This is a genomic window from Acetatifactor sp. (assembly GCF_982438285.1).
In genome coordinates, this window is record NZ_CEWDFQ010000332.1 from 1 (window position 1) to 3,360 (window position 3,360).

A 3,360-nucleotide genomic window follows, 5' to 3' on the forward strand; every position below is an offset into this window, starting at 1 on the left:
GCCTTGGAGAATCTGCGGCAGCGGAAAGGAAAAGATACAGGCTGGAGGTTTTTAGGAGAAGAAAAATGTTTGACAAGCTGGAAGATTTATTAATTCGTTTTGAGGAGATTATGAGTGAGCTCCATGAGCCGACGGTGGCCAACAATCAGGAGCGGTTTCGAAAGCTGATGAAGGAGCAGAGCGATTTGACTCCTATCGTAAACGCCTATACGGAATACAAAAAGTGCAATCAGGAAGTTGCGGATTCTCTGGCAATGCTGGAAGAGGAAAATGATGAAGAAATGCGGGAGATGATCAAGGAGACCCTGAGTGAAAACAGGAAAAGGGCAGAGGAGCTGGAGCAGGAGCTGAAGGTGCTGCTTTTGCCCAAGGACCCCAATGACGATAAAAACGTGATTGTGGAAATCCGCGCAGGGGCAGGAGGAGACGAGGCCGCTTTGTTTGCCGCAGAAATCTACCGTATGTATGTGCACTATGCGGAGGGACACCGCTGGAAGGTGGAGACCCTCAACGTGGATGAAATTGGGATCGGCGGCATGAAAGAAGTCCAGTTTATGATTACAGGACAGGGCGCGTATTCCAGAATGAAGTATGAAAGCGGCGTTCACCGGGTACAGCGTGTGCCGGAGACGGAGAGCGGTGGCCGCATTCACACCTCAACCATCAGCGTGGCGGTAATGCCTGAGGTGGATGAGGACATTGACATTGTGATTGACGACAAGGATATCCGTATCGATGTGATGCGCGCGTCCGGAAACGGCGGACAGTGCGTCAACACCACTGACTCCGCAGTGCGGCTGACCCACTACCCCACAGGAATTGTGGTGTACAGCCAGACGGAGAAGTCACAGCTGCAAAACAAGGCAAAGGCTTTTGCCCTTCTTAAGGCAAAGCTCTACGATCTGGAGCAGCAGCAGAGACACGACGCTGAGGCGGAGCTTCGCCGCAGCCAGATCGGAACGGGAGACCGCTCAGAAAAAATACGAACCTATAATTTCCCTCAGGGGCGCGTTACCGACCACCGTATCGGACTGACCCTCTATAAGCTGGATAAGGTGATGAACGGCGACATCGAGGAGATTATTGATGCCTGCATCGCAGCCGACCAGGCGGCAAAGCTGGCAAAGATGAATGAAGAGTAGGCGCCGCCTGGTCGGCTTGGACCAAGGCGGCAAAGCTGGCAAAGATGAATGAAGAGTAGGCGCCGTATGGAGAATACCCCTTTATTGGAAACGGAGCGGCTGATTCTAAGGAGGTTTACGCCCATGGATTTGGATGCTCTGTTTGCCATTTTTGCAGACGAAGAAGTGAATACTTATCTTCCATGGTTTCCTTTAAAAACCATGGAGGAGGCCCGGACATTTTATGAGGAACGGTATGCTGCAGCATACAAGGAGTCTGCGGGATACCGTTATGGCATCTGTCTGAAGGAGGACAATGTTCCCATAGGATATGTGAATGTGAGTATGGATGACAGCCATGATTTAGGCTATGGGCTTCGAAAGGATTTTTGGCACAGGGGAATTGTCACGGAGGCGGCCTGGGCAGTGATAAAGCAGGTAAAGAAGGACGGTCTGCTCTACCTGACAGCCACCCATGACAGGGAAAACCCGCGCAGCGGACAGGTAATGCGGCGGCTGGGGATGCTTTATCAGTATTCCTATGAGGAGCAGTGGCAGCCCAAGGATATCCCGGTTTTGTTCCGGATGTATCAGCTGAATCTGGATGGCAGACAGGACAGGGTATATCGAAAATATTGGGACAGGGCAGAGGTACGTTTAATCGAAGCGGGCCTTTCAGGACAAGCGGATTTGTGACGGTTTAGAATGGAGGGAAAAAGTGAAGGGATATTGGGCAGGAAGCGCAGCGTTTCTGTGCGCTTTGCTGTTTGCAGGCTGCGGCGCCGAAAAACAGCCGGTTACTTTAGAGGAAATGGAAGAAGCAGCGCCGGTTTCCTATGTGGGAACCTGGCAGCTGGACGGACAGAGAACCAATGAGAGCCTGACAGCCTATGCTTCTTTGCAGGAGATGTTTGGCACAGGTCTGTCCACCTATGGCGCTTCCATGGAAATAAATGAGGATCACAGCTTCAGCTATTACATTGGCGCAGGAATCGGAGGAGAGGGACAGTGGGAATTAGAAGAGAATACTCTCAGGGCTTATGTCACCCCTTACATGGAGGAGGGGGAAAGCCAGCTTTTGCTGACGCCGGCAACGGAGGAGGAAGAGACCTTCTTGACTATGGATTTTGACGGGGAAACCCTGTATTGGAGCTGCGAGAAGTAACAGGCTGCTTCCTTTCAGGAAGCAGCGGAAAGAAACTTGGAGGAGAAAGAATGCTGACGGTATTATGTTATGAAAAATGCAGCACCTGCAAAAAGGCGCTGAAATGGCTGGACGAGCATCAGATTGCCTATGAGGAGCGTCCCATAAAGGAGAAGCATCCCAGCCTAAAGGAGCTTCGGGAATGGCAGGAAAAGAGCGGGCTGCCTTTAAAGCGGTTTTTTAATACCAGCGGGAATCTGTATAAGGAGCTTGGGCTGAAGGAGAAACTGCCCGGGATGTCTGATGAAGAACAGCTTGCGCTGCTTTCCACGGATGGAATGCTGGTAAAGCGTCCTCTTTTGGTGGGAGAGGATTTTGTTCTTGTGGGCTTTAAAGAGGAAGAATGGGAGCAGAGGCTGGGAAGCTTATGAAACAAGAGAATGCGGGCCAGATGTCGGAGTCAAGGCGTCTGGCCGTTATATTGGCCGTTTCCGGAGGGTTGATGGATGCCTACACCTATCTGTTAAGAGAGAAGGTGTTTGCCAATGCCCAGACGGGAAACATCCTGCTTTTTGGAGTGAATCTCTCAGAGGGCAGTTTCCGGGAGGCTTTACGGTATTTTTTCCCGGTACTGGCTTTTGCCTTAGGCATTGTGACAGCAGAGCTGATCAGGCATTTTTTTCCAGAGGGAAAGGGATTTCACGGGAGACAATGGGCGGTGCTTACAGAATGTGTGATTTTGTTTTTTGTAGGGCTTATGCCTCTTACATACAACGGGTTTGCCAATGCCATGGTTTCCTTTGCCTGCGGCATTCAGGTGGAGAGCTTTCGCAAGGTGAAGGGAAATGCCTGTGCCACCACCATGTGCATTGGAAATTTCCGCTCCGGCACACAGGCTGTCTGCGACTTTTTATTTTCAGGAGAACGGTCCAGCCTGCTTAAGGGGCTGGCCTATTATGGCATTATTGCAGCATTTGCCTTTGGCGCCGTTGTGGGGAATGCTGCCGTAAAGCTGCTTGGGCAGCAGGCTGTATGGTGCAGCAGTCTGCTGCTTGTGCTGAGTTTTATTGTGATGTTTCAGAAACAAGATAAAAA

Annotated in this window: 5 protein-coding genes; all 5 read left to right on the plus strand. The window is 51.0% G+C overall.

The annotated features are described in order from the left end of the window. Nucleotides 1-65: 65 nt before the first annotated feature. The gene (gene prfA / locus AC1WIP_RS13390; RefSeq protein WP_481142300.1) at nt 66-1,142 is read left to right on the plus strand and encodes a peptide chain release factor 1; all 1,077 of its coding nucleotides are present in this window, start codon (nt 66-68) and stop codon (nt 1,140-1,142) included. 66 nt (nt 1,143-1,208) lie between these two features. Further along, nucleotides 1,209-1,817, plus strand: a complete 609-nt coding sequence (locus tag AC1WIP_RS13395; protein WP_481142296.1) for a GNAT family N-acetyltransferase — start codon at nt 1,209-1,211, stop codon at nt 1,815-1,817. A gap of 22 nt (nt 1,818-1,839) precedes the next feature. Then, complete coding sequence (locus tag AC1WIP_RS13400; RefSeq protein WP_481142297.1) at nt 1,840-2,286, plus strand: hypothetical protein; 447 nt, start codon at nt 1,840-1,842, stop codon at nt 2,284-2,286. A gap of 50 nt (nt 2,287-2,336) precedes the next feature. Then, complete coding sequence (locus tag AC1WIP_RS13405) at nt 2,337-2,696, plus strand: arsenate reductase family protein (RefSeq protein WP_481142298.1); 360 nt, start codon at nt 2,337-2,339, stop codon at nt 2,694-2,696. Beyond that, nucleotides 2,693-3,360 (plus strand): YoaK family protein (locus AC1WIP_RS13410; RefSeq protein WP_481142299.1); only part of this gene is annotated, 668 nt, incomplete at its 3' end. The genes AC1WIP_RS13405 and AC1WIP_RS13410, both read left to right, overlap by 4 nt.

Coding starts and splice junctions, on each gene's coding strand:
- AC1WIP_RS13395 (WP_481142296.1), top strand. CDS start 1,209: ATGGAGAATACCCCTTTATTGGAAACGGAGCGGCTGATTCTAAGGAGG.
- AC1WIP_RS13405 (WP_481142298.1), top strand. CDS start 2,337: ATGCTGACGGTATTATGTTATGAAAAATGCAGCACCTGCAAAAAGGCG.
- prfA (WP_481142300.1), top strand. CDS start 66: ATGTTTGACAAGCTGGAAGATTTATTAATTCGTTTTGAGGAGATTATG.